The sequence below is a fragment of the Citrobacter sp. RHB36-C18 genome (assembly GCF_013814485.1).
In the GTDB taxonomy this organism is placed as follows: Bacteria; Pseudomonadota; Gammaproteobacteria; order Enterobacterales; family Enterobacteriaceae; genus Citrobacter; species Citrobacter braakii.
In genome coordinates, this window is record NZ_CP057125.1 from 3,279,166 (window position 1) to 3,303,688 (window position 24,523).

Annotated in this window: 23 protein-coding genes; 12 read left to right on the forward strand and 11 right to left on the reverse strand. The window is 52.9% G+C overall.

Annotated features, from left to right (window positions below; genetic code table 11):
* Positions 1-7: 7 nt before the first annotated feature.
* The gene (gene cobO, locus HVZ52_RS15790) at positions 8-610 is read left to right on the forward strand and encodes a cob(I)yrinic acid a,c-diamide adenosyltransferase (RefSeq protein WP_016156012.1); all 603 of its coding nucleotides are present in this window, start codon (positions 8-10) and stop codon (positions 608-610) included.
* A gap of 82 nt (positions 611-692) precedes the next feature.
* On the opposite strand, the gene HVZ52_RS15795 is transcribed toward cobO, so the two are convergent.
* A complete protein-coding gene (locus HVZ52_RS15795) occupies positions 693-1,595 on the reverse strand; it encodes a LysR substrate-binding domain-containing protein (RefSeq protein WP_016152298.1) in 903 nt (300 codons plus the stop codon).
* Positions 1,596-2,000: 405 nt separating this feature from the next.
* Between HVZ52_RS15795 and cobA the strand changes: the two genes are divergently transcribed.
* Positions 2,001-2,789: a uroporphyrinogen-III C-methyltransferase gene (gene cobA / locus HVZ52_RS15800; RefSeq protein ID WP_019076302.1), complete on the forward strand. Its 789-nt coding sequence runs from the start codon at positions 2,001-2,003 to the stop codon at positions 2,787-2,789.
* Here the strand turns inward: cobA and HVZ52_RS15805 are convergent.
* Positions 2,768-3,661 (reverse strand): PocR ligand-binding domain-containing protein, encoded by an 894-nt coding sequence (locus HVZ52_RS15805; RefSeq protein WP_181598443.1) that lies wholly within the window; start codon positions 3,659-3,661, stop codon positions 2,768-2,770. The genes cobA and HVZ52_RS15805 overlap by 22 nt on opposite strands.
* Before the next feature lie 372 nt (positions 3,662-4,033).
* On the opposite strand from HVZ52_RS15805, the gene otnK reads away from it, so the two are divergent.
* Genes otnK through HVZ52_RS15845 form a run of 8 tightly spaced genes read left to right on the forward strand, consistent with a single transcriptional unit; the run spans position 4,034 to position 10,788 of the window.
* Entirely contained in the window at positions 4,034-5,290 is a 1,257-nt protein-coding gene (otnK, locus tag HVZ52_RS15810) for a 3-oxo-tetronate kinase (RefSeq protein ID WP_131405734.1), read from the forward strand.
* A complete protein-coding gene (locus HVZ52_RS15815) occupies positions 5,287-5,931 on the forward strand; it encodes an aldolase (protein ID WP_016152294.1) in 645 nt (214 codons plus the stop codon). Before otnK ends, HVZ52_RS15815 begins: the two co-directional genes overlap by 4 nt.
* Before the next feature lie 9 nt (positions 5,932-5,940).
* On the forward strand, positions 5,941-6,747 hold the full coding sequence (locus tag HVZ52_RS15820; RefSeq protein WP_046274719.1) for a DeoR/GlpR family DNA-binding transcription regulator: 807 nt from the start codon (positions 5,941-5,943) through the stop codon (positions 6,745-6,747).
* A complete protein-coding gene (locus HVZ52_RS15825; RefSeq protein WP_131405733.1) occupies positions 6,728-7,504 on the forward strand; it encodes a TIM barrel protein in 777 nt (258 codons plus the stop codon). The genes HVZ52_RS15820 and HVZ52_RS15825 overlap by 20 nt, the downstream gene beginning before the upstream one ends.
* Before the next feature lie 28 nt (positions 7,505-7,532).
* A complete protein-coding gene (locus tag HVZ52_RS15830; protein ID WP_181598444.1) occupies positions 7,533-8,345 on the forward strand; it encodes a 3-keto-5-aminohexanoate cleavage protein in 813 nt (270 codons plus the stop codon).
* 21 nt (positions 8,346-8,366) lie between these two features.
* The gene (locus tag HVZ52_RS15835) at positions 8,367-9,713 is read left to right on the forward strand and encodes a bile acid:sodium symporter family protein (protein ID WP_049281826.1); all 1,347 of its coding nucleotides are present in this window, start codon (positions 8,367-8,369) and stop codon (positions 9,711-9,713) included.
* A gap of 5 nt (positions 9,714-9,718) precedes the next feature.
* Positions 9,719-10,138, forward strand: coding sequence for a heme-binding protein (locus tag HVZ52_RS15840; RefSeq protein ID WP_016152289.1), 420 nt, complete (start codon positions 9,719-9,721; stop codon positions 10,136-10,138).
* Entirely contained in the window at positions 10,135-10,788 is a 654-nt protein-coding gene (locus HVZ52_RS15845) for an aspartate/glutamate racemase family protein (RefSeq protein WP_046274716.1), read from the forward strand. The genes HVZ52_RS15840 and HVZ52_RS15845 overlap by 4 nt, the downstream gene beginning before the upstream one ends.
* 95 nt (positions 10,789-10,883) lie before the next feature.
* Here the strand turns inward: HVZ52_RS15845 and sucD are convergent, their stop codons facing one another.
* The 8 genes from sucD to sdhC all read right to left on the reverse strand — a co-directional run bounded on the left by sucD (position 10,884) and on the right by sdhC (position 20,528).
* The gene (sucD, locus tag HVZ52_RS15850; protein ID WP_003022929.1) at positions 10,884-11,753 is read right to left on the reverse strand and encodes a succinate--CoA ligase subunit alpha; all 870 of its coding nucleotides are present in this window, start codon (positions 11,751-11,753) and stop codon (positions 10,884-10,886) included.
* Positions 11,753-12,919 carry an ADP-forming succinate--CoA ligase subunit beta gene (gene sucC, locus HVZ52_RS15855; protein ID WP_003022927.1) on the reverse strand — a complete coding sequence of 389 codons (1,167 nt, stop codon included), beginning with the start codon at positions 12,917-12,919 and terminating at the stop codon, positions 11,753-11,755. Before sucC ends, sucD begins: the two co-directional genes overlap by 1 nt.
* A gap of 90 nt (positions 12,920-13,009) precedes the next feature.
* Positions 13,010-14,233, reverse strand: coding sequence for a 2-oxoglutarate dehydrogenase complex dihydrolipoyllysine-residue succinyltransferase (gene odhB / locus HVZ52_RS15860; RefSeq protein WP_016156001.1), 1,224 nt, complete (start codon positions 14,231-14,233; stop codon positions 13,010-13,012).
* A 14-nt stretch (positions 14,234-14,247) separates the two neighbouring features.
* Positions 14,248-17,049 (reverse strand): 2-oxoglutarate dehydrogenase E1 component, encoded by a 2,802-nt coding sequence (gene sucA, locus HVZ52_RS15865; RefSeq protein ID WP_181598445.1) that lies wholly within the window; start codon positions 17,047-17,049, stop codon positions 14,248-14,250.
* Between the two features lie 235 nt (positions 17,050-17,284).
* A complete protein-coding gene (gene sdhB, locus HVZ52_RS15870) occupies positions 17,285-18,001 on the reverse strand; it encodes a succinate dehydrogenase iron-sulfur subunit SdhB (protein WP_003022921.1) in 717 nt (238 codons plus the stop codon).
* Positions 18,002-18,016: 15 nt separating this feature from the next.
* The gene (gene sdhA / locus HVZ52_RS15875) at positions 18,017-19,783 is read right to left on the reverse strand and encodes a succinate dehydrogenase flavoprotein subunit (protein ID WP_003022919.1); all 1,767 of its coding nucleotides are present in this window, start codon (positions 19,781-19,783) and stop codon (positions 18,017-18,019) included.
* Complete coding sequence (sdhD, locus tag HVZ52_RS15880; RefSeq protein ID WP_005122550.1) at positions 19,783-20,130, reverse strand: succinate dehydrogenase membrane anchor subunit; 348 nt, start codon at positions 20,128-20,130, stop codon at positions 19,783-19,785. Before sdhD ends, sdhA begins: the two co-directional genes overlap by 1 nt.
* Positions 20,124-20,528, reverse strand: coding sequence for a succinate dehydrogenase cytochrome b556 subunit (gene sdhC, locus HVZ52_RS15885; protein ID WP_016152282.1), 405 nt, complete (start codon positions 20,526-20,528; stop codon positions 20,124-20,126). The genes sdhD and sdhC overlap by 7 nt, the downstream gene beginning before the upstream one ends.
* 697 nt (positions 20,529-21,225) lie before the next feature.
* On the opposite strand from sdhC, the gene HVZ52_RS15890 reads away from it, so the two are divergent.
* Positions 21,226-22,509: a citrate synthase gene (locus tag HVZ52_RS15890; RefSeq protein ID WP_016152281.1), complete on the forward strand. Its 1,284-nt coding sequence runs from the start codon at positions 21,226-21,228 to the stop codon at positions 22,507-22,509.
* 174 nt (positions 22,510-22,683) lie between these two features.
* A complete protein-coding gene (locus tag HVZ52_RS15895; RefSeq protein WP_047359477.1) occupies positions 22,684-23,730 on the forward strand; it encodes an AbrB family transcriptional regulator in 1,047 nt (348 codons plus the stop codon).
* On the opposite strand, the gene nei is transcribed toward HVZ52_RS15895, so the two are convergent.
* Positions 23,727-24,518, reverse strand: a complete 792-nt coding sequence (gene nei / locus HVZ52_RS15900; protein ID WP_181598446.1) for an endonuclease VIII — start codon at positions 24,516-24,518, stop codon at positions 23,727-23,729. The two genes, HVZ52_RS15895 and nei, sit on opposite strands and share 4 nt — an antisense overlap.
* Positions 24,519-24,523: the final 5 nt, after the last annotated feature.

The following is a 24,523-nucleotide window of genomic DNA, read 5'->3' on the forward strand; positions in this document are numbered from 1 at the left end:
AGTCACCATGGAAGCGCGAGCCAATAATGACAGACACCGCCAGCGTCAGCAGAAACTGAAAGAACAGGTTGATACCCGCGTGGCGGCAGCAACGGAGAAGAAAGGGATCCTGATTGTCTTCACCGGCAACGGTAAAGGAAAATCCACCGCAGCCTTTGGTACGGCAACGCGCGCGGTTGGTCACGGAAAAACCGTTGGCATCGCGCAGTTTATTAAAGGCCAGTGGGATAATGGCGAGTACAACACGCTGCAACCGCTCGGTGTCGAATTTCATATTATGGGCACCGGATTTACCTGGGAAACCCAAAATCGGCAAGCGGATATCGAGGCGGCAACGGTAGTCTGGCAGGAAAGTAAGCGCATGCTGGCTGATCCGCAGTACGATCTGGTGGTGTTGGATGAGCTTACTTACATGTTGGCTTACCACTATCTGGACACCCAGGAGGTTATCAGCGCCATCGAAAATCGCCCTGCGGAGCAAAGCGTCATCGTGACCGGGCGCGGATGCCATGCGCTGCTACTGGAACTGGCCGATACGGTCAGTGAAATTCGCCCGGTCAAGCACGCGTTTGACCGCGGGATTCAGGCACAGATTGGAATCGACTGGTAGCCGTTCTTTTGCCGGATAACGATGCTAACGCGTCTTATCCGGCCTACCAATCTTTGTAGGCCTGATAAAGCGCAAACCACCATCAGGTAGCCGACACCACGGACTTACTGAGCAACCAGTTACGAAATGTCTGTAAATGCGCAGACTCCGATTTCTCTTCACGCCACGTCATAATGAAACGGTTTCCGGTGCGCATTGGAACATCGCAAGGAATGACCATATCACCATTATCCAGATCGTGCTGAATGGCAAAACGAGGAAGCAGCGCAACCCCCAGATTAGAACGGACCGCCGCAATCAACATCGACAACAGATCAAATCTCGGGCCTTTATTTACCAGCGGACTGCTGACGTTGGACAGCGCAAACCATTCCTGCCAGCCTTTGATTCGCGTACTCTGGTGCAACAGCGGGTATTCGTTCAGCAGTTCGTGGACTGACAGTTTCCGTTCCGGTTCGGCCAGCAGACAGCGGCTGCAAACTGGCAGAATTTCCTCTTCAAACAGGTACTCAACCTCTGACCACGGTGAGTAGAAATCTTCGCGCATAATTGCCGCATCATACTCACGATTAAGAAAATCACCGATATTCGCCAGCGAATGGATGTTCACAATAATATCAGGATTGAGTTTGTTAAACTCGCGCAGGTTGGGGATCAACCAATGCGTACTGAACGTCGGATTTACCGCCAGCTCAATAACCTGTACGGTCGGTTGCCAGGTCATTATTGTGGTCGTATCGCGCTCGAGTTTATTTAACGTTTCTTTAACGATACTTAAATAATGTTTGCCGGCCGCATTTAAAAAAATACGTTTTTTGGCATGATTAAATAGCGCGGTATTAAGAAAATCCTCCAGTGCATTCACCTGGCGGAAAACAGCACTTTGTGTTAACGCCAACTCTTCAGCTGCCCGGGTATAACTTTCGTGACGCGCAACCACTTCAAAAGTTACCAGCAACTCCGTCTTGGGTATTTTTCCTCTCATAACCTCTTCCATATGCAGCGTACAAAAATAGTTTAATTTATAAAAAATAATTCAAGGCACCCAGATAAGCACCGAGAGTTATATTTTATTTTCTCCATTGATGTCATTGATCCAATCCATGATTTGCTCACACTGATGGCGGATAAATATTAACCAATAATACTCAAGCACAACAATAAACACAATTTAAATAAGGTTAAACCTAAGTAAATAGTGCCAATAAGTTCTTAATAATTTTTCAAGTCTTCTTGTTTATTGCAGAAAAAACTTTGCGAGATTAATCAATATTATCCACGCGCTAATCCTGGATAATTTCACGTTATAACTTACGGGCAAACGACTGCTTTTAATCATTTATTGATGTCGTTTGTGCCATTTTTTGACAGACGTGATAAAGGACACATTGTGAAAACTTTCGGAAAGGTCTGGCTCGTTGGAGCAGGTCCTGGTGATATTTCATTACTGACCCTCAAAGCAATGATGTGCATTAAACAGGCCGACGTCATTATTTACGATCGGCTGGTCAATCCTAAAATTTTGGAATGGGCATTACCTGACTGCCTGCTTATCAATGTCGGCAAAAATCCAGGCTTCCATTGCGTTCCCCAGGATGAAATCAACGCACTGCTGGTCCAGTATGCCCAAACACACCACAACATTGTGCGCCTCAAAGGTGGCGATCCGTATGTCTTTGGCCGTGGGGCTGAAGAAGTGGAGGATCTGGTTGAAATGGGCATCCCTTTTGAAGTTGTACCGGGTATTAGTTCTACGATTGGCGGCCTGACCTATGCCGGTATCCCGGTGACGCATCGCGATTTTGCCTCCGGTTTTCACGTGGTGACAGGCCACACGCGGGAAGGCAATCAGCAGCAGGACTGGCGTCAACTGGCGAAACTTAACGGCACGTTGGTCATCGTCATGGGTATCGCCAATCTGGCGTTTATCTGTGAAGAGCTGTTGATGGGCGGAAAATCAGCAGACACGCCCGCCGCGCTAATTATGTCTGCGACCCGGGAAAATCAACGCCGCCTGACCTGCACGCTCGGTTCATTATTGAGCAAGGCGCAGGAAGCTAATATTGTTCCACCGGCGCTGATTGTAATCGGAGATGTGGTGACCCTGAGCGATCGGCTCTCTTTTATACCTGAAGCCATCACGCTGCCAGACAATCTTTACTGCGAAAGTCTGGCGTGACGAAAAGACTGGGGCGACGTTTGATGCGCCGCCCGGAAAACGCGGCAAAAGTAACTGGTTTGCGCGTATTGCAGTTTCCTGGCAATACTGTCTATGGAATGAAGCGGATCGTGTAATAACTCCCCTGCTTTTTGCATTTTTTTCTGACTCACCCAGGTTTTAAAATTAACACCCTGGCGTTTCTTGAAAAACCGGCTGAAATAGTTCGCGCTTAAGCACACATGAGCCGCGACAGATTCCAAAGACAATTCACCATACAAATTCTCGTCAATATAACGCAGCGCCGCCATAAGTTTTTTCTCGTGACGTGAAGGCTCAGTGAAATAATGATGAGCGTAACGGGTTGCCGGAACTACAATCTTCTCAGAGATCAATTGTTCTTTCTCAAAATTATCAACAATAAAACTTAACAAATTTGCCGACGCCACCAGTACATTATTATCCACCATCGCAGACTGGCCCCACTCAGCTTTAATTTCGGGGTTATTAATCCATGAGTTTTTGTTATCAATAGCGATAGTTTTATATTCCTGATATTTTACCCGCACCTGCCCACAGATAATAAAACCGTAAAGATGTCCCTCATGAATTAATGGCATCGAGAACAGACTTAGCCCTGCATGACAGGTGAGTATTCTGGGTTTAAGCTGTTTTAATGCCTCAAAAGCACAGTACTTGTCGCACTTTTGGCAACCTGCTCGATAGCGCTCATCCGCACGCATTGATGTGCAAAACGAATTAAAATTATGACATTTAGACAACGCTATACCGTTAATATCAACGACGACTGTGGCTAACCCAGTGGCTCGGGAGAAGATTTCTGCGATAGAGAAAAAACGGTGTAAATAGTCATCCTGGATTTTCAGCGGCACGTTATCCTCCGGCATTAATAATATTAAGGCCGCTAATATGCAAAAATTAGCCTCAGGAAAGAATGATGCTCACCGCAAAAAATAATCTCATTTGTGCAGATGATTATGATCAATTGGCAAGAAAATTATAGCGACCACGATAATACTCTGCAGCACACCACCGACTTCGCTTTCTCAAAGATTAACGAATCTTCACACTCTCTTGTGAGACTCTTTTCGCAACACCCAACACCTAACTTCATTATTTTCAATAAATTACCCGTTTTTAATCTGAATCGATGATGTGCTTATTTGTGATAATCATCATGTGAATGTGAAAGGCCCTCCTGAATAATATGTTCAATTAGCAAACAATCTGAACGGAGTTGATCCATGGCCGTCACCACAGGCGTTATCGCCGACGATTTTACCGGCGCAACGGACATTGCAAGCTTTATGGCGCAGCAGGGGTGGCGCGTCGCGCTTCTGCCCGGTATGCCCGATACCGCGCAATGCTGGAATGAAGAGGTTGACGCTATCGTCATCTCGCTGAAAAGCCGCTCATTACCCGCAGAACAGGCCGTCGCCCAATCCCTGTCCTGTGCCCGCTGGCTGAAACAAAATGCAGGTGTCCGCCAGATTTATTTTAAATATTGTTCGACGTTTGACTCCACGCCAACAGGCAATATTGGCCCGGTCAGCGATGCATTGATGAACGACCTGCAGGTTCCGCTGATCGTCCACTGCCCCGCTCTGCCGCAAAACGGACGCACGGTGGTGCATGGTCATCTTTTTGTACACGGTGTACTGCTTAACGAATCCGGGATGGAAAAGCATCCGCTCAATCCAATGAACGATGCCAGCCTGCCGCGCCTGCTGAGCGCGCAAACGCCAGGCGCGGTTGGTTGCATCAACCTCACGACCCTGCGTCAAGGTGTGGAAGCGGTCACTTACGCCCTGGCCCAACTTCAGGCTGAAGGTACGCGTCACGTTATCGTCGATACGCTGGATGAAGCAGATCTCAACACGCTGGCGCAAGCTCTCCATGCCAGCCCTCTGTTAGCCGGGGGCTCCGGGCTCGGCGGCGCGCTGGCCGCCTGCAGCGGAGGCCAGCAATCCATGCCGCCGGACTCTTTTCCACTGCCTGCCAAAACGGTGGTGTTCTCCGGTAGCTGTTCGGCAATGAGCAATCGTCAGGTTAATCGCTACAAGGCCGCGGCAGCGTCTCGTTTGCTTGATGTGTCCCGCTGCCTGTCTGATGCCGAACGCTACACCGATGAACTGAGCGCCTGGGCGATGACGCATATCAGCGACCCATTAGCGCCACTGATATACGCCACCCAGCCGCCAGACGTACTCAAACGTATTCAACAGGAGCACGGCGAACAGGTCGCCAGCCAGGCAATCGAACACGCTTTTGCCCGGCTGAGTTCAAAGCTACGAACTGCGGGTGTAAACACCTTTATCGTCGCGGGCGGAGAAACCTCCGGCACCGTTGTGGAAGCCTTGCAGGTGAAGCGTCTGTCCGTCGGCAAAGCCATTGCGCCAGGCGTACCGTGGGTATTTTCCTCCGGTCTGGCGCTGGCGCTGAAGTCAGGCAACTTTGGTGACGACGATTTCTTTTTTACTGCCCAGGAGTACGCATTATGAATTCGGTGAGTGAACACCAACTGCGCGAACTACTCGTCCACTATGGCCGTTCCCTGTTTATGCGCGGTTACAGCAGCGGCGGTTCCGGCAATCTTAGCGTCAAAATGCCGGATGGCGGCTATCTGGTGACCCCGACCAACTCTTGTCTGGGTGAGCTTGATCCTGCCACGCTAAGTCGGCTGGATGCCAACGGCGTTCATCTTAGCGGCGACAAACCCTCAAAAGAGGTGCCCATGCATCTGGCGTGGTATCGACATCGGCCATCCTGCGGCGCGGTCGTGCACCTGCATTCTCCATGGCTGACCGCGCTCTCCTGCCTGCCGTGCACCACGCCGAAAAACTGCCTGCCGCCGTTAACGCCGTACTATGTGATGCGCGTCGGGCAGTTACCGCTGCTGCCCTATTTCAAGCCTGGCCATGAAGGCATTGCCAGCGCACTGAGTGAAATCGCGGCAGACCATACGGCCGCGCTGCTGGCCAATCACGGGCCGGTAGTAAGCGGTCGCTCGCTGCGTGAGGCGGTGTTTAACGCTGAAGAACTGGAAGACAGCGCCCGCATCTGGCTGACGTTAAAACCGCTTGGCTATGTTCCGCTCTCAGAAGAAGCGGTGGCCGAACTTGAACATTCCCGGCAAGCGTGAGGTGACATAATGATCCCCGAGCAACGACGTGATTTTATCTACCGCTACGTGCACGAAAAAAATGCCGCCTCATTTAATGAACTGGCAGATTTGATGAGCGTGTCGCATATGACCGTGCGTCGCGACATCCAGTTGCTGGAAGAAGAAGGCAAAGTTATCGCCATTAACGGCGGAGTGAAGCTCAATAACCTGCTGAAATCCGAGCTGCCATGGCGGGAAAAAGCCGAGTTGAATCATGACGTGAAACGTAAAATGGGCCAGCTCGCCGCCATGCTCATTGAGCCCGGACAAACGCTGTATCTGGATGCCGGAACGTCGTTGTTTGAAGTGGCGAAAGCGGTCGCCGCCAGCCATTGTTTCAATCTGACGGTAGTAACCAACGATTTTTCCATCAGCCACTATCTGATGGATATGCCGCACATAACGCTCTATCACACCGGTGGTCTGGTGGATCAGCGTAACCGCTCATGCCTTGGAAAAAGCGCCGCCAGTTTTCTGCGCACCATTAATATTGACGTGGCGTTTCTGAGCTCCTCATCGTGGGATACCGAACGCGGCATGTCGACGCCGAGCGAAGGGAAAGCCTCGGTTAAAGAAGCGGTACTCACCGTTTCCCGGCGTCGGGTGCTGGTCTGCGACAGCAGTAAGTTTGGCAAATACGGCATGTTCCATATCTGTGGGCTGGAACAGTTAACCGACATTATTTCTGATAACCGGTTACCGGAAAACGCCCAGCAAACTCTTGCCAGCCAGGGCGTTAAGCTGCATCTGGTTGATAACCGGGAGGGTGCGCGCCATGCTGAAGTTAGCGGCTAACCTCGACTGGTTGTTTACAGATTTACCAATAGCGGCGCGATTTGCGGCGGCGCAGGCGGCTGGTTTTCGCGGCGTTGAAGGGCTATTTCTCTGGCAGCACCCGCTGGCGCATTTGCACGCTGCACAGCGGGAAACATCCCTGCCGGTGGTGCTGATGAACGCACCGGCGGGTAACTGGGCACAAGGTGAGCGGGGACTGGCCGCGCAGCCCGGTCGAGACCCGGAATTTCACCATAGCCTCAACGTGGCGCGTGATTACGCCACGGCGCTGGGCTGTCGTCGGGTTCACGTTATGGCCGGTTCGCGCTGCGACGATCTGACGCTTCACGCTCAGCGCACTCTCCTGACCAACCGGCTGCGTATCGCCTGCGATATGATGGCTGAAGCGGAAATCGATGTGCTGATTGAACCGTTAAATTCGCAGGATATGCCCGGTTATTTTATTGACAGTTTTCCGTTGGCCGAATCTATTATTCAAGAGGTTGGCAAGAAAAATATCGGTTTACAGTTTGATATTTACCACTGTCAGAAAATTCATGGCAATGTGGCAAAAAATATTGAACGCTACTTCACCTTAATTAAACATTTTCAAATTGCTTCTGTCCCCTATCGCCACGAACCGGGAACAGGTGAATTAAATGAAGCATGGCTATTCGATTTTATTAGAAAAATGAATTACCAGGGCTGGATTGGCTGTGAATATCAACCGTCAACATCAGGGCCCGACTCATTAAACTGGATAACGCCTTACCTATAATTTAAATATCTCTGTACCGGAGGAAAATATGTCGGATACTGTTATTATTTCGCTGGCACCCGTTGCCGCGGATTGCCCCAGAGTTATACCCGCAGAACTGGCGCAGGAAATACTCGCCAGCGTTGAGCATGGCGCGTCCATCGTGCATTTACACGTTCGCGATAAACAGGGTCGCCTGACGCCGGATACCACCGATTTTCAGGCGACCATTGATAGCGTCATGCGCCATTCAGACCTGATTATTCAGGCGTCTACCGGCGGCGTCTCTTCAATGTCCATCGCCGAACGCTGCGCGCCACTCTCCTGCCCCGGCGTAGAGATGGCTTCGCTGAACGTCGGTTCCGTCAACCTCGGAGATGCGGTGTACTTTAATCCCGGTCCGGACGTGGAATATTGCTCCCGGCAAATAGTCGAGCGCAATATCATTCCCGAGTTTGAAGTTTTTGAAATTGGCATGATTAATAACATCCTGAACCTTGAAGATAAAATAAAATTCCAAAAACCCATGCTCTTTAATATCGTCCTCGGCCATCGCGGCAGTACGCCAGCAACCATTGACGCTTTAATTGCTCTGCGTAGCATGATCCCGCGCGATGCCTTATGGGGTATTACTCATTTTGGCAGAAAGAACTTCGATATTATTGCCGCCGCCGTCGGCATGGGGGCCAGTGAAGTACGCATCGGCTTTGAGGATAGCTATTATTTAAGCGCTGAAGAAAAATCACAGCATAATTACCAGCAGGTTGCCAAACTCGCCACGCTCATTCGCAGCATGGATAAAAAAGTCGCCACGCCAGAAATTGCGCGGCACATGTTATCTATTCCATCCCGGCAGCAATAACAACAGCAAGGACATTTCAACATGACTATGACCACTGTTATTCACAAAACCGGACTCGGTATCAGCGTTGCGGGCGCGGCGCTGGCGATTATCGGTGCGCTAATCCAGTCCGCGGCGCTCTGGCAGCCCGGGCTGGTGATGTTCACCGCCGGATTCGCCGCCGGTGCAGGCTACTGGCCGGGTCTACGCAGCTATCAGTTTACGCTATGGATCATCGCCGGGTTTGTCGCCGCCATGACCTGGTCTACGGATCTGATCGTCTGGGGCGGTTTCAATATCACCCATAAATGGATCGTGTTTCTCGTCATTCAGGCCACCATGTTTAGCATGGGCACTAAGCTAACGATCCAGGATTTTATTGACGTCGCCAAAATGCCGTGGGCGGTGTTTATTGGCACCTTCTGCCACTTCGTCATCATGCCTCTGCTCGGCCTGAGCATTACGCTTATCTTTAACTTTCCGCCTGAGGTGGCGGTCGGGATTCTGCTGATTGGCGCCTGCCCAAGCGGACTCTCCTCTACCGTCATGGTCTATATCGCGAACGCCAACCTGGCGCTGGCGGTCTCGATCGCCGCAGTCTCAACGCTGGCGGCGACGGTGATGACGCCGCTGTGGGTTAATCTGCTGGCGGGGTCGATGATCGATATCCAGCTCACCGCGATGGTAATGGATGTGGTGAAAATCGTATTGATCCCCATCGGCGCGGCAATTCTGCATGACTATCTGAAAACCTATGCGGGCGTGCGCGGACGCCGTGTCGTCCAGATGCTGGCCGGGATCGGCGCTCTTTGGCTGCTGTATATGATTGCTGGCGGCTGGGACGCGCTGTTTGGTCACGCCAGCGCCGACGCGCAAATGTACGCGGTGGTGCTCAACTTCGTGGCAGGCGGTCTCGTCTGGGCATTGTTCTACAACTGGCTGTATGGCCGCGTGGCGGGCGTGAAGAAAATCATGCCGACCATCTCAATGATGGGGATCATTTTCTTTACGACCACCGCAGCCGCAGCCGGGCGCGAGAACCTGGTGCAGGTCGGCTTCCTGCTCTGCTTCGCCATGTTGATGCATAACCTCGGCGGCTTCCTGATTGGCTATCTGATGAGCCGCTGGATCTTCCGCATGGACGTACAGTCTGCCCGCACCGTAGCCTTTGAAGTCGGCCTGCAAAACGGCGGCATGGCGTCCGGGCTTGCCGCAGCGATGGGCAAACTGGCAACGGTTGGCCTGGCCTCGGCGGTGATGACTCCGCTTGGCAACGTCAGCGGCTCGCTGCTCGCGAACTACTGGCGCAAGAAAGACGCCAGACAGGCGCAGGCCGCCGCAGCCAAAGATCCCGTTCAACCCGCTTGCGAAAATCTGTCAAAAGGATAATCACGATGACAACTCTCACTCTGGGGCATGCCCTGCGCGCCGTGGCCTCTGCGCTCGACCTTGCCGAAACATGTTACGCAAAACGCCCGTTAAGCGTGGCCGTATGCGATGCCAATGGCGAACTACTCAGCTTTGCGCGGATGGATAACGCCAAACTGTTAACCATCGAGTTAACCCAGCGCAAAGCACGCACCAGTAGCCGCCTGGGCTGTACCACGCAGGCATTTTTACAGCGACTGCAGAAAGAGCAACTGGATATCGGTTATTTTGCCGACCCGCTGTTTACGGCGCTGCCGGGCGGGATCCCGATTCTGCACCAAGGAAAATGCCTTGGGGCCGTCGCGGTAGGCGGTTTATCCGCGCAGGAAGATCATGATGCGGCGCTGGCCGTCGCGGAAACGTTACTTAAGGAGATTGCCCAATGAAAAAGGTCGCCATGCTGCATACCAGTGCCGCCACGCTTACGATGATGCAACAGCTGATTGCCGACATCATGCCGGATGTTGAAGTCATGCACCTGGTGGAAGAATCCATGATCAAGCAGGTAATGAAGGCCCAGGGCGTGACGCCCAATATTGCCGCCCGCATCGCCGACTATGTGCATATTGCCGAAAAGGCGGACTGCGATATCTTTATTACCGCCTGCTCCTCAATTGGTACTGCGGTGGAGCAATGCCAGTTTATGACCCCACTGCAGCTCGCGCGCATTGACTGCGCAATGGTGGAAGAGGCGATTGAAAAAGGTGAGCGGATCGCCGTACTGGCGACCGTGGCAACCACGCTGAAGCCAACGCTGGATTACGTACAGCGCAAAGTGCAGCAGAGCGGTAAATCGCGAACCATCACGCCTATATTAATGGAGGAGGCATTCCACGCGCTGCTGGCGGGAGACATGGATACTCATGACCGTATCGTCAGTGAAGGGTTACAGAGCGCCTTTACCCAGGCAGATGTTGTGATGCTGGCGCAGGCCTCGATGGCGCGCGTTTTACAGCAGCTCCCTTCCCCGCCGGTGCCGGTAATGACCTCGCCGGAAAGCGGAATTCGCTGGTTGAAAACACTGGCTGAAAGCTGAATTACAGGCCAAAAAAAAGGCCATCATCAGATGGCCAACCATGTCGAAACGGGACCAGCCCTTGACTATGCAGAGAGTCAGGGCTGTTTTTTTTCTTACTTAATCACTGTTTTCAGCGCTTCGCCGATATCGGCCAGGCTACGAACGGTTTTCACGCCAGCGGCTTCCAGCGCAGCGAATTTCTCATCCGCCGTACCTTTACCACCTGCGATGATCGCACCAGCATGACCCATACGTTTACCTTTCGGCGCAGTCACACCCGCGATGTAACCCACAACCGGCTTGGTCACATGATCTTTAATGTACGCCGCCGCTTCTTCTTCCGCGCTACCGCCGATCTCACCGATCATGACGATCGCTTCGGTCTGCGGATCTTCCTGGAACAGCTTCAGGATATCAATGAAGTTAGAGCCTGGGATCGGGTCGCCGCCGATACCCACACAGGTAGACTGACCAAAACCATAGTCGGTGGTCTGCTTAACCGCTTCATAGGTCAGCGTACCGGAACGAGAAACGATACCGACTTTACCAGGCTTGTGAATATGGCCCGGCATGATGCCGATTTTACATTCGCCAGGGGTGATAACACCTGGGCAGTTCGGGCCAATCATGCGTACGCCAGCTTCATCCAGCTTCACTTTCACAGTCAGCATATCCAGCGTTGGGATACCTTCGGTGATGGTGATGATAAGCTTGATGCCTGCATCGATAGCTTCCAGGATGGAGTCTTTGCAGAACGGAGCCGGAACGTAGATAACGGTGGCGGTTGCGCCGGTCGCTTCTACTGCTTCACGTACGGTGTTGAACACCGGCAGACCCAGATGCGTGGTGCCGCCTTTGCCCGGCGTAACGCCGCCGACCATTTGCGTACCGTAAGCAATCGCTTGTTCAGAGTGGAATGTCCCCTGGCTACCGGTGAAGCCCTGGCAGATAACCTTGGTATCTTTATTAATTAAAACTGACATTATTTCCCCTCCACTGCGGCAACAACCTGCTGAGCTGCATCCGTCAGACTTTTCGCTGCAATAATATTCAGGCCGCTATCAGCCAATTTTTTCGCGCCGAGTTCAGCGTTGTTACCTTCAAGACGTACCACGACCGGAACGTTAACGCCCACTTCTGCTACCGCGCCGATGATACCGTCCGCGATCAGGTCGCAGCGTACGATACCGCCGAAGATGTTAACCAGTACGGCTTTAACATTGTCGTCAGAGAGGATAATTTTGAACGCTTCGGTTACACGCTCTTTGGTCGCACCGCCGCCAACGTCAAGGAAGTTAGCCGGTTCGCCGCCGTGCAGTTTAACGATGTCCATGGTGCCCATTGCCAGGCCCGCGCCGTTAACCATACAACCGATGTTGCCGTCCAGAGCGACGTAGTTCAGTTCCCACTGTGCGGCCTGTGCTTCACGCGGATCTTCCTGAGACTGATCGCGCATTTCACGCAGGTCAGCCTGGCGGAACAGCGCGTTACCGTCAGCGCCCAGTTTGCCGTCGAGGCAGATCAGATCACCCTGCTTGGTCACCACCAGCGGGTTGATTTCGATCAGCGCCAGATCGCGCTCAAGGAAGATAGTCGCCAGGCCCATGAAAATCTTGGTGAACTGCTGAACCTGTTTTCCCTCCAGACCCAGTTTGAACGCCAGTTCACGACCCTGATAAGGCATCGGACCGGCCAGCGGATCGAGCGCTACTTTATGGATCAGGTGCGGCGTTTCTTCCGCCACTTTTTCAATTTCCACGCCGCCTTCGGTAGAGGCCATGAAGACCACGCGACGGGAACTACGGTCAACAACTGCGCCGAGGTAAAGTTCTTTACCAATGTCGGTCGCTGCTTCAACCAGAATCTGATTTACCGGTTGACCATGGGCGTCTGTCTGGTAAGTGACCAGACGTTTACCCAGCCAGTGTTCAGCAAAAGCGCGAATGTCTTCTTTGCTGTTCACAACCTTCACACCGCCCGCTTTACCACGGCCACCAGCGTGAACCTGACATTTCACTACCCACGGGCCTGCGCCGATTTTAGATGCAGCTTCTTCAGCTTCACGCGGAGTAGTACAGGCATATCCCACCGGTGCCGGTAAGCCATAGCGGGCAAAAAGTTGTTTTGCCTGATATTCATGTAAGTTCATGTGTTCTGTCCATCCTTCAGGTAATCGTTATCTTTTACCCGTAGGCCTGATAAGCCTCCAGACCTACGGGGCAGGTGATACTCTTATTTACTACACGTCCAGCAGCAGACGCGTCGGATCTTCCAGCAACTCTTTAATGGTTACCAGGAAGCCTACTGACTCACGACCATCGATCAAACGGTGGTCATAAGACAGCGCCAGATACATCATCGGCAGGATTTCAACCTTGCCGTCTACGGCCATCGGACGATCTTTGATGGCATGCATACCCAGGATGGCGCTCTGCGGTGGGTTGATGATCGGGGTAGACATCAGGGAACCGAACACGCCACCGTTAGTGATGGTGAAGTTACCGCCCGTCAGATCGTCGACCGTCAGCTTGCCGTCGCGACCTTTAACTGCCAGTTCTTTAATATTTTTCTCGATGTCAGCCATACCCAGCAGATCCACATCACGCAGGACCGGCGTGACCAGGCCACGCGGCGTGGAGACCGCCATGCTGACATCAAAGTAGTTGTGGTAAACCACGTCATCACCGTCGATGGACGCGTTCACTTCCGGATAGCGTTTCAGCGCTTCAACAACCGCTTTCACGTAGAAAGACATAAAGCCCAGACGGATACCGTGACGTTTCTCGAACGCGTCACCGTACTGCTTACGCAGATCCATGATTGGCTTCATGTTGACTTCGTTGAACGTGGTCAGCATGGCGGTGGAGTTTTTCGCTTCCAGCAGACGCTCAGCTACGCGTTTACGCAGACGGGTCATCGGAACACGTTTTTCGCCACGAGCGCCCAGTTGAGCCTGTGGTGCAGGCGCGGCGGCCGGCGCTTTGGCTTCTGCTTTCGCAGCCGGCGCTTTGGCCAGATGCTTTTCAACATCTTCACGCGTGATACGACCACCGACGCCGGTGCCATTGATGGCGCTGGCTTCGAGGTTATGCTCACCCAGCAGGCGGCGGATCGCCGGGCTCAGGGCATCGTTGTTCTGTTCAGCAAGAGACGCCTGCTGGCGTTGTGCCGGAGTAGAATCTTTCTCTTCAGACTTGGCGCTGGTCTCTTTGCCAGAGCTGTTGCCTTCACGCAGGCGACCGAGGATCTGGCGAGAAGTGACGGTTGTCCCTTCATCTTCCAGAACCGCATCAAGAATACCGTCCGCTGATGCCGGTACTTCCAGTACCACTTTGTCAGTTTCGATTTCTACCAGTACTTCATCACGACGTACTGCATCGCCCGGTTTTTTGTGCCAGGTTGCAACCGTTGCATCCGCTACGGATTCAGGCAGGTCGGGAACAAGAATATCTACGCTACTCATTATTTATCCTTTATTTAATCGACGTTCAGCGCGTCATTAACCAGATCTTGTTGCTGCTTCTGGTGAACGGACATATATCCTACTGCCGGAGAGGCAGAGGCCGGGCGACCTGCATAACGCAGAGCTGCCCCAAATGGAATTACTTCACGGAAATGATGCTGGCTGCAGTACCATGCGCCCTGGTTGAGCGGCTCTTCCTGGCACCAGACAAAATCATGTACATGAGCAAACGGTTTCAGCGCTTCCTGCACCGCTTTATGCGGGAACGGATAGAGCTGTTCGATACGCACAATGGCGACATCTTTTTGGTCGTTCTTGCGGCGTTGCTCCAGCAGGTCGTAATAAACCTTACCAGAACACATCACGACACGCTTCACGCCTTTAGGATCAAGTTCATCTACTTCGCCAATGGCTGGCAGGAAGGTGCCATTTGCCAGTTCGTCCAGCGTGGACACCGCCAGCGGATGACGCAGCAGCGACTTCGGTGACATCACTACCAGCGGACGACGCATTCCGCGCAGCGCCTGACGACGCAGCATGTGGTAAACCTGTGCCGGGGTAGACGGGACGCAAACCTGCATGTTTTGCTCAGCGCAAAGTTGCAGATAACGTTCCAGACGCGCGGAGGAGTGCTCCGGACCCTGACCTTCATAGCCGTGTGGCAGCAGCATAACCAGACCGCACATACGGCCCCATTTCTGCTCGCCGGAAGAGATGAACTGGTCGATAACCACCTGCGCACCGTTGGCGAAGTCACCGAACTGCGCTTCCCAGATAGTCAGGGTGCGCGGTTCTGCCGTGGCATAACCGTACTCGAATGCCAGCACCGCTTCTTCAGACAGCACGGAGTCCCATACGCGGAACGTGCCCTGCCCGTTATGCACATGCTGCAGCGGAGTGTACGTTGAACCATTCGCCTGGTTATGAATCACCGCATGGCGGTGGAAGAAGGTTCCGCGGCCAGAGTCTTCACCCGACAGACGTACCGGAATGCCTTCATCAACCAGCGTGGCGTAAGCCAGATTCTCTGCGCCACCCCAGTCGAACAGCTTCTCGCCTGCGGCCATGGCCTGACGGTCGCCGTAAATTTTGGCAACACGCGACTGCATTTCCACCGCTTCAGGCACGGTGCTGATGCGTTTTGCCAGCTCCTGCAGACGCTTCATCTCAACTTTATTCGGGTAGTTTTCATCCCATTCGTGGTTGAGGTACGGCGACCAGGTGAAGGAGTGCATATTCATTGGACGCCACTCTTTCACCACGCATTCGCCTGCGTCCAGCGCGTCACGATACAGATTGACCATTTCGGTCGCATCTTCCAGCGTAGCGACGTTGTCCGCTTCCAGCTTGTCAGCGTAGATTTTGCGCGGAGTCGGATGCTTTTTGATTTTCTGATACATCAGCGGCTGGGTTGCGCTTGGCTCGTCGGCTTCGTTGTGGCCGTGACGGCGGTAGCACACCAGATCGATGAAGACATCGCGTTTAAAGGTATTACGGAAATCCAGTGCCAGACGCGTTACGAAAGCGACCGCTTCCGGGTCATCCGCGTTCACGTGGAAAATCGGCGCCTGAACCATCTTACCGATGTCGGTGCAGTACGGTGTAGAACGTGCATCTAGCGGGTTAGAGGTGGTGAAGCCCACCTGGTTGTTGATAACGATGCGAACGGTACCGCCCACTTCGTAACCACGCGCTTTCGACATGTTCAGGGTTTCCTGAACCACGCCTTGCCCGGTTACTGCCGCATCACCATGAATAGTGATTGGCAGCACTTTATTGCTGCTCGGCTCGTCCAGACGATCCAAGCGTGCACGTACGGAACCGATAACCACCGGGCTAACGATTTCCAGGTGCGACGGGTTAAACGCCAGCGCCAGATGCACCAGACCGCCTTCGGTTTCGATATCTGATGAGAAGCCCATGTGGTACTTCACGTCACCGGTTCCGAGGTGTTCTTTATGTTTGCCCGCAAATTCGTCGAATAGATCCTGCGGCTTTTTACCCAGCACGTTAACCAGGACGTTCAGACGACCACGGTGCGCCATACCCAGTACCACTTCACGGGTACCGCTGTTACCGGCGTGGCGGATCATCTCTTTGAGCATTGGGATTAACGCATCACCGCCTTCCAGCGAGAAGCGTTTCGCGCCCGGGAATTTTGCACCCAGGTAGCGTTCCAGACCTTCCGCTGCAGTCAGTTCGCTGAGGAAGCGTTTCTTCTCTTCACTACTGAACGCAGTACGACCAGACTCGATACGCTGCTGAAGCCAGCGTTTTTCTTCGGTGCTGGTGATGTGCATATACTCGGCGCCAATCGGGCCGCAGTAGGTTTGTTTCAGCGCGACAACCAGGTCGCTCAGCTTCATCGTGTCTTTGCCACCGGCAAAAGAACCCACGTTAAAGCTTTCCTGGAAATCCGCATCGGTCAGATCGTGGAAGGAGGGATCCAGATCGGCCACATTTTCTTGCTGCCACAGTCCCAGCGGATCGAGATTCGCATGCTGATGACCGCGGAAACGATAGGCGTTAATGAGCTGCAGGACTTTAACCTGCTTCACATTGGCATCAGGGTCGGAAATAGAAGAAGAGTAACGTGGGGTAATCAACGCCTGTCGACGGAAATAATCACGTGTTTTTGAGTGGAGTTGATCCGGTTTGACTCCGGTACCAGGTAACTGCTGGAACGTCGAACGCCAGTTAGCATCTACCGAGTCAGGGTCGGTTAAGAAGTCTTCATAGAGCTGTTCTATCCAGCTCTGGTTAGAACCAGAGAGGTAAGAAGAGTCCAACCAGGCTTTCAAAGCGCTGTTCTGCATCGTGATCCCTTAAGCATTTGTATGCTTATTTCGCCGTGGATACTACCACGCACACCGATGTGCGTGCCGGGGTTCACTTGTTGCGGACTGTCGTGTCATCTGCGTCCGCTAAGGAACCTTTAAAAACTGTCTAATAATCGTCGTCGTTCAGGCTGCGATTATTGCTATCAATGTGGCAGTTTTTAGAGGTTTCCCTGCACGGCCGGGGAATCTCTTCCCCGGCAACTACAACTACTTATGCACTACGTTTGAGCAGCATCGACTTAATATGACCGATGGCGCGCGTCGGGTTCAGCCCTTTAGGACATACGCTGACGCAGTTCATGATGCTATGACAGCGGAATACGCTGAAAGCGTCACTTAAACCTTCCAGACGGCTGTCGGTCTCGGTATCGCGGCTATCAATTAAGAAGCGATACGCGGCCAACAGGCCTGCCGGGCCAATAAACTTGTCCGGGTTCCACCAGAATGATGGGCAGGACGTTGAGCAGCATGCACACAAAATACATTCATACAGCCCATCGAGCTTCTCACGCTGCTCTGGCATTTGTAAATGCTCACGAGCCGGAGGATTTTTCCCATTATTCAACAAGTAAGGCTTAATCTTCTCATACTGTGCGTAGAATTGCCCCATGTCTACCACCAAATCGCGCACAACCGGTAAACCTGGCAGCGGGCGAATGACAATTTTCTTGCCCGGCTGATTCAGCGCAGAAATAGGTGTGATACAGGCCAATCCATTTTTGCCGTTCATGTTCAGACCGTCGGAGCCGCAGACCCCTTCACGGCATGAGCGACGAAACGACAACGACGGATCTTTTTCTTTCAGCTGCATCAACGCATCCAGCAGCATCATGTCGCGCCCTTCTTCCGCCTCCAGGGTGTAATCCTGCATGCGCGGAGCGTCGTCAACATCCGGGTTATAGCGATAAACTGAAAACTCGAGTTTCATTGTCCTGTCTCCGCATTAATAAGTACGAATCTTCGGCGGGAATGCCGGGCGCAGCTTCGGTTCCATATTGACTTGACGTCGCGTCATGGATTCCGACTCTGGCAGGTACAGGGAATGGCACAGCCAGTTTTCGTCATCACGTTCCGGGAAGTCGAAGCGGCTATGCGCGCCACGGCTTTCGGTACGGAAGTTTGCAGATACTGCAGTGGCGTACGCGGTCTCCATCAGGTTATCCAACTCCAGACACTCAACGCGCTGGGTGTTGAACTCGCTGGAGGTATCGTCCAGACGGGCATTTTTCAAGCGTTCGCGAATCGCTTTCAGCTCTTCCAGGCCCTTCGCCATCGCATCGCCTTCGCGGAATACCGAGAAGTTATGCTGCATACATTCTTGCAGCGCTTTACGAATTGCCACCGGGTCTTCACCGTTACGGTTACCGTTCCAGCGATTCAGACGCGCCAGAGAAGCGTCGATTTCATCTTCGGTTGCATCCAGCAGGTCACCCTGCTCTGCAATAGATTCCTGCAGATGCAGACCCACAGCACGACCAAATACCACCAGGTCAAGCAGTGAGTTGCCGCCCAAACGGTTAGCACCGTGAACCGATACGCAGGCGATTTCACCGACGGCAAACAGCCCTGGGATCACCACATCTTCGCCCTGCTCATTCACGGTCAGCGCCTGGCCGGTGACTTTGGTCGGAATACCGCCCATCATATAGTGGCAGGTTGGGATAACCGGGATCGGCTCTTTCACCGGGTCAACGTGAGCAAAGGTACGGGACAGTTCGAGAATACCCGGCAGACGGGACTCCAGCACTTCTTTACCCAGGTGGTCGAGTTTCAGTTTGGCGTGCGGCCCCCACGGACCGTCGCAGCCGCGACCTTCGCGGATTTCGATCATGATGGAACGCGCCACCACGTCACGACCCGCCAGGTCTTTCGCATTCGGGGCATAACGCTCCATGAAGCGCTCACCGTGTTTGTTCAGCAGGTAGCCACCTTCACCACGACAGCCTTCTGTTACCAGAACACCCGCGCCAGCGATACCGGTTGGGTGGAACTGCCACATCTCCATATCCTGCACCGGCACGCCAGCGCGAATAGCCATACCGACGCCGTCACCGGTGTTGATGTGGGCGTTGGTGGTGGACTGATAAATACGGCCAGCACCGCCGGTCGCCAGCACGGTTGCGCGGGCTTTGAAGTAAACCACTTCACCGGTTTCAATACACAGCGCGGTACAACCAACAATCGCGCCATCGGCATTTTTGACCAGATCCAGCGCGTACCACTCGGAGAAGATGGTGGTGTGGTTTTTCAGGTTCTGCTGATACAGCGTGTGCAACAGCGCATGGCCGGTACGGTCTGCCGCTGCCGCGGTACGTGCCGCCTGCTCGCCGCCGAAATTCTTCGACTGGCCGCCAAACGGACGTTGATAAATTGTGCCATTATCGAGGCGAGAGAACGGCAGCCCCATGTGGTCCAGCTCCAGAATCGCTTCCGGACCGGTTTTACACATATATTCAATAGCGTCCTGGTCACCAATGTAGTCCGACCCTTTCACGGTGTCGTACATGTGCCATTCCCAGTTATCTTCATGGGTATTACCGAGCGCAACGGTGATGCCACCTTGCGCAGATACGGTATGGGAACGGGTTGGGAACACTTTGGAGAGCAGCGCACAGGTCTGACCGCTCTGGGAAATTTGCAGCGCCGCGCGCATACCTGCGCCGCCGGCACCAATCACAACAGCATCAAATTCTCTGACTGGCAGTTTCATTACACACCCCACACCACAACAAATCCATAAATGACGTAAACCACCAGCGCAACGACGATAGCCAGTTGCAGAATCAGGCGCACGGCCAGCGGTTTAACGTAGTCGGTCAACACCTGCCACATGCCGATCCAGGCATGAATCAAGATGGAGAAAAGAGCCAGCAGGGTGAAGACTTTGGTGAATGCCGATGAGAAGAAACCGGTCCAGACTTCAAACGTCAGTTCGCCGCTGGTGGCGAAGAAGCCGACCATATAGATGATGTATAACGTCAGAACGATAGCGGTAGCACGGACCAGAATGAAGTCATGTACGCCGTTACGTCCTAATGCGGAGGCGTTGCTTACCATACGAGGACTCCTGCGAGAAGTGAAAGCACGACAATGATAACGAAACAAATTTTGGCGGAACGTGTCCCTGCTTCGAGGGTTTCTTCGATATAGCCAAAATCCATCAACAGATGGCGAATGCCCATTACGGCGTGATATGCCAGCGCAATCAGGATCCCCCACAGAATTAACTCCACAAAGAAGTTATTCATAATGGATGACGCCGCGAGGAAACCTTCAGGGGAGGAAAGGCTGGTACCCAATAACCACAACAGAATCCCGACCGCCACGAAGGTGATCACTCCGGATACGCGATGGAGAATGGACGCTATCGCCGTGATTGGGAACCGGATCGTTTGTAGATCCAGATTGACAGGTCTTTGTTTTTTCACATTTCTTATCATGAATAACGCCCACATGCTGTTCTTATTATTCCCTTTGGACTTCGGGTACAGAAGATGAAGACACCTGTAGCCTGAAAGACGACGGGATTTCCTTCCTCCGGTCTGCGTGCGGGTCAGACAGCGTCCTTACTATAACTACGCGTCATATAAAACACTGCTTCCAGATGCTAAAACGACACGTTACAACGCTGGTTGGCTCGGGATTGCAGGGTATTCCGGAGACCTGGCGGCAGTATAGGACGTTCACAAAATCATTACAATTAACCTACATATAGTTTGTCGGGTTTTATCCCGAACAGTGACATAGGTCACGATAACAACATTATTTTAATTTTTAACCATCTAATTTGACAATCATTAAACAAAGTTGTTACAAACGACACCAGAAAAAGCATATAATGCGTAAAAGTTATGGGGTCACTCTTTCACCGGACATTTAGTTATGTAACAGTGTGGAAGTATTGACCAATACAGTCAGGACAGTTATTAGTGATAGACAGGTTTAATAATTCGGATTGCTAAGTTCTTGATTTGCAGTTTATTCGCCATGAAAAGACCGTTTTACCTGCAAGCGCCCATAGCTCTGTACCCAGGTTATCCCCTCTTTCGCAGAGCGGCGAGCCAAATAACAAACTGGTAACGGTTCATTGATGTACGAAGGCAAATGTGAGTTCCAGCAGTCTTAAGCAATAAGGCGCTAAGGAGACCGTAAATGGCTGATACTAAAGCAAAAATCACTCTAAATGGTGACTCTGCTATTGAACTGGATGTGCTGAAAGGTACGCTCGGTCAAGATGTTATTGATATTCGTAGTCTTGGCTCAAAAGGGATGTTTACTTTTGACCCAGGTTTCACCTCTACCGCATCCTGCGAATCCAAAATTACTTTCATCGACGGTGACGAAGGTATTTTGCTGCATCGCGGCTTCCCGATTGATCAGTTGGCGACCGAGTCAAACTATCTGGAAGTGTGTTATATCCTGCTGTACGGCGAAAAACCGACGCAGGAGGAGTACGACGAGTTCAAAACCACAGTCACTCGCCATACCATGATCCACGAGCAGATCACCCGCCTGTTCCACGGTTTCCGCCGCGACTCTCACCCGATGGCCGTTATGTGTGGTGTTACCGGGGCGCTGGCTGCGTTCTACCACGACTCGCTGGATGTGAATAATCCGCGTCACCGTGAAATCGCCGCCTTCCGTCTGCTGTCCAAGATGCCGACCATGGCAGCGATGTGCTACAAATATTCCATCGGACAGCCGTTCGTGTACCCGCGTAATGACCTCTCCTACGCCGGTAACTTCCTGAACATGATGTTCTCCACGCCGTGCGAAAAATACGAAGTGAATCCGATTCTGGAACGCGCAATGGATCGTATCTTAATCCTGCACGCTGACCACGAACAGAACGCCTCAACCTCCACCGTTCGTACCGCGGGTTCTTCTGGCGCTAACCCGTTTGCCTGTATCGCGGCCGGTATTGCTTCCCTGTGGGGACCAGCACACGGCGGCGCAAACGAAGCTGCGCTGAAAATGCTGGAAGAAATCAGCTCTGTTAAACACATTCCGGAATTTGTGCGCCGCGCGAAAGACAAGAATGATTCCTTCCGCCTGATGGGCTTTGGTCACCGTGTTTATAAAAACTATGACCCGCGCGCCACCGTCATGCGTGAAACCTGCCATGAAGTACTGAAAGAACTGGGCACCAAAGATGATCTGCTGGAAGTGGCGATGGAACTTGAACACATTGCGCTCAACGACCCGTACTTCATCGAGAAGAAACTCTACCCTAACGTAGATTTCTACTCCGGCATCATCCTGAAGGCGATGGGTATTCCGTCTTCCATGTTCACCGTTATTTTCGCCATGGCGCGTACCGTGGGCTGGATTGCACACTGGAACGAAATGCACACCGACGGCATGAAAATCGCTCGTCCGCGTCAGCTGTACACCGGCTACGATAAGCGCGATTTTAAGTCTGATATTAAGCGTTAATTGTCTGCCGGATGGCGCCAGCGCCTGTCCGGCTTACAGCCATTAATTCTCCCGGGTCGGACAAGGCATTGAAGCCAGAATCCGACCTGTTTTTTTTGATGCATATTATTTTATTCTCATCATGCTTTCTCTATGATTTACTGAGATTTCCGTCATTTCACTCAGGAGCATGGGATGCCTGTTTTGCAGTGGAGCCTGTTGTTTCTGCTATCGCTCCTTCTTTCCCTGTTCTTTTTGTTTATACACCTTCCAGGACCGCTGCTGCTCGGTTCGATGATCGTCGGCATCATATTCAGTATGCGCGGCATCTCACTGCACCCTCCCCGCTGCACATTTCTTGGCGCGCAGGCGATTCTCGGCTGCATGATTGCCCAAAACCTGACTGGCTCAATCTTAACGACCCTTACGGCCCACTGGCCGATGGTGATTATCATCCTGCTGGCGACCCTTATCAGCAGCGCGGTAATCGGCTGGCTGCTGGTTCGCTACAGTAACCTACCGGGAAACACCGGTGCATGGGGCTCGTCACCTGGCGGTGCGGCGGCAATGGTGGCGATGGCGCAGGAATATGGTGCCGACATCCGGCTGGTGGCGTTTATGCAGTATCTGCGCGTACTGTTGGTGGTTGGTGCGGCGGCACTGGTCACCCGAGTGATGATGGGCGACCAGGCCCAAACGGTCAGTGAGCAAATCGTCTGGTTTCCGCCGCTGAGCAGCAATCTGTTCAGTACCCTGGCGCTGGCCGCCGTTGCCGGTACGGCCGGGCGTGTATTGCGTATCCCCTCTGGCGTCATGTTGCTACCGATGTTGGCAGGCGCATTGCTGAATGCTGGTGGCGTGATGGTGATCGAACTGCCGGAATGGTTGCTGGCGATTGCCTATATGGCCATCGGCTGGCAAATCGGCCTGGGCTTTGACAAGCAGATCTTTTTAATGGCGTTGCGCCCCTTACCGCAAATCCTCTTGTCCATTTTTTCACTGATGGCGATCTGCGCCGCTATGGCCTGGGGACTGGCGCATTACATGCAGATAGATTTTCTTACCGCCTATCTGGCGACCAGTCCAGGCGGCGTGGATTCTGTTGCGGTGATTGCCGCGGGGAGTCACGCCGATATGGCGCTGATCATGGCGATGCAAACCCTGCGGCTATTCAGTATTTTATTGACAGGCCCGGCGGTGGCGCGGTTTATTTCGCTACACGCGCCAAAGCATCCCGCTTAGTGCTGACATCCTGGACACCAGTAAAAGGGTCGTGAAGAGAGCGTCGTTTTTTCGATGATTCCGCCACAGCGCTCACAGGCTTCACCATCCCGGTGAAAGACCTTAAAGCGAAACAGCGCGCCGTGATGTTTATTCTCATCCACCAGCCCGCGGGTGTTATAGGACAAACGAGGAATATCAAGCAGCGCATGCGCCAGCGCATCCAACTGTTCATCTCCGAGCGTCGACGCTTTATGCTGCCCGGTCAGCCCTACCTGCCAGAGAATCTCTACCCGCAGGTAGTTACCTAATCCCGCCAGAAACGTCTGGTCCAACAGCAGGCCAGAAAACTGGCGATTGCGAAAACGCGGGGATAACAGACGCGCTTTCACGTCATCGGGCGTTAAACGTAAATCCAGAACGTCCGGCCCAACCCGTTGCAGGAACGGATGGGTAGCGAGCTGTTCCGGCGTCAGCATGTCGATATCAGAGGCGCTATAGAGCAGAATAGTTTTGTCATGTGTTTGCAACCTGACACGCAGTACCCGCGAAGTCTGCGGTATTTTGCCGGTATCCACCACTCGCCACACGCCATAGAGCTGATTGTGGCTGTACAGCGTCAATCCATTAGAAAAATGGGTCAGCAATGCTTTACCCCGCGTTTCAAGCTGGGTAACACTCTGCCCAATCAGCTGACATTGATACGGTTTTAGCTGCTCAAAGGCAAACCAGACATCGGTCAGGGGTTTGCCTTTGACTGCCGCCTCCAGGTTATCCGCCGCGCGGCGGATCTCCGGGCCTTCAGGCATAATAC

Coding starts and splice junctions, on each gene's coding strand:
- cobO (WP_016156012.1), top strand. CDS start 8: ATGGAAGCGCGAGCCAATAATGACAGACACCGCCAGCGTCAGCAGAAA.
- HVZ52_RS15795 (WP_016152298.1), bottom strand. CDS start 1,595: ATGAGAGGAAAAATACCCAAGACGGAGTTGCTGGTAACTTTTGAAGTG.
- otnK (WP_131405734.1), top strand. CDS start 4,034: ATGGCCGTCACCACAGGCGTTATCGCCGACGATTTTACCGGCGCAACG.
- HVZ52_RS15815 (WP_016152294.1), top strand. CDS start 5,287: ATGAATTCGGTGAGTGAACACCAACTGCGCGAACTACTCGTCCACTAT.
- HVZ52_RS15820 (WP_046274719.1), top strand. CDS start 5,941: ATGATCCCCGAGCAACGACGTGATTTTATCTACCGCTACGTGCACGAA.
- HVZ52_RS15825 (WP_131405733.1), top strand. CDS start 6,728: ATGCTGAAGTTAGCGGCTAACCTCGACTGGTTGTTTACAGATTTACCA.
- HVZ52_RS15830 (WP_181598444.1), top strand. CDS start 7,533: ATGTCGGATACTGTTATTATTTCGCTGGCACCCGTTGCCGCGGATTGC.
- HVZ52_RS15835 (WP_049281826.1), top strand. CDS start 8,367: ATGACTATGACCACTGTTATTCACAAAACCGGACTCGGTATCAGCGTT.
- HVZ52_RS15840 (WP_016152289.1), top strand. CDS start 9,719: ATGACAACTCTCACTCTGGGGCATGCCCTGCGCGCCGTGGCCTCTGCG.
- HVZ52_RS15845 (WP_046274716.1), top strand. CDS start 10,135: ATGAAAAAGGTCGCCATGCTGCATACCAGTGCCGCCACGCTTACGATG.
- sucD (WP_003022929.1), bottom strand. CDS start 11,753: ATGTCAGTTTTAATTAATAAAGATACCAAGGTTATCTGCCAGGGCTTC.
- sucC (WP_003022927.1), bottom strand. CDS start 12,919: ATGAACTTACATGAATATCAGGCAAAACAACTTTTTGCCCGCTATGGC.
- odhB (WP_016156001.1), bottom strand. CDS start 14,233: ATGAGTAGCGTAGATATTCTTGTTCCCGACCTGCCTGAATCCGTAGCG.
- sucA (WP_181598445.1), bottom strand. CDS start 17,049: ATGCAGAACAGCGCTTTGAAAGCCTGGTTGGACTCTTCTTACCTCTCT.
- sdhB (WP_003022921.1), bottom strand. CDS start 18,001: ATGAAACTCGAGTTTTCAGTTTATCGCTATAACCCGGATGTTGACGAC.
- sdhA (WP_003022919.1), bottom strand. CDS start 19,783: ATGAAACTGCCAGTCAGAGAATTTGATGCTGTTGTGATTGGTGCCGGC.
- sdhD (WP_005122550.1), bottom strand. CDS start 20,130: ATGGTAAGCAACGCCTCCGCATTAGGACGTAACGGCGTACATGACTTC.
- sdhC (WP_016152282.1), bottom strand. CDS start 20,528: ATGTGGGCGTTATTCATGATAAGAAATGTGAAAAAACAAAGACCTGTC.
- HVZ52_RS15890 (WP_016152281.1), top strand. CDS start 21,226: ATGGCTGATACTAAAGCAAAAATCACTCTAAATGGTGACTCTGCTATT.
- HVZ52_RS15895 (WP_047359477.1), top strand. CDS start 22,684: ATGCCTGTTTTGCAGTGGAGCCTGTTGTTTCTGCTATCGCTCCTTCTT.
- nei (WP_181598446.1), bottom strand. CDS start 24,518: ATGCCTGAAGGCCCGGAGATCCGCCGCGCGGCGGATAACCTGGAGGCG.